Here is a 421-nt window from a genome sequence, read left to right on the forward strand (position 1 = left end):
TCCTGCGGTGGGTGACCACCGTGCGGGTTCGACCCCCGCCCTCGGCACCATATGCGCCCGTAGCTCAATTGGATAGAGCGTTTGACTACGGATCAAGAGGTTAGGGGTTCGACTCCTCTCGGGCGCGTTTTCTTTCGGGAAGTGGCTCAGCTTGGTAGAGCACCTGGTTTGGGACCAGGGGGTCGCAGGTTCAAATCCTGTCTTCCCGATACTTGTTTGGGGCCTTAGCTCAGCTGGGAGAGCGCCTGCCTTGCACGCAGGAGGTCAGCGGTTCGATCCCGCTAGGCTCCACCATTAGTTCTTTGAAAACTGAACGAAACAAACAACGTGAAACGTCAATTTTTATTTTAGATGCTAGACAAACTAACTTTATTGGAGAGTTTGATCCTGGCTCAGGATGAACGCTGGCGGCGTGCCTAAT

General features: G+C 53.9%; 3 tRNA genes. All 3 read left to right on the forward strand.

The features are described 5' to 3' along the window. Positions 1-53 precede the first annotated feature (53 nt). The 3 genes from EBQ15_RS30950 (at position 54) to EBQ15_RS30960 (ending at position 294) form a co-directional block, all read left to right on the forward strand. Positions 54-127: transfer RNA gene (locus EBQ15_RS30950), tRNA-Arg, on the forward strand. Between the two features lie 8 nt (positions 128-135). Beyond that, positions 136-209, forward strand: a tRNA-Pro gene (locus EBQ15_RS30955). A gap of 9 nt (positions 210-218) precedes the next feature. After that, a tRNA-Ala gene (locus tag EBQ15_RS30960) sits at positions 219-294 on the forward strand. Positions 295-421 lie beyond the last annotated feature (127 nt).

The organism is Bacillus sp. 2D03 (assembly GCF_003946765.1).
In the GTDB taxonomy this organism is placed as follows: domain Bacteria; phylum Bacillota; class Bacilli; order Bacillales; family Bacillaceae_G; genus Bacillus_A; species Bacillus_A cereus.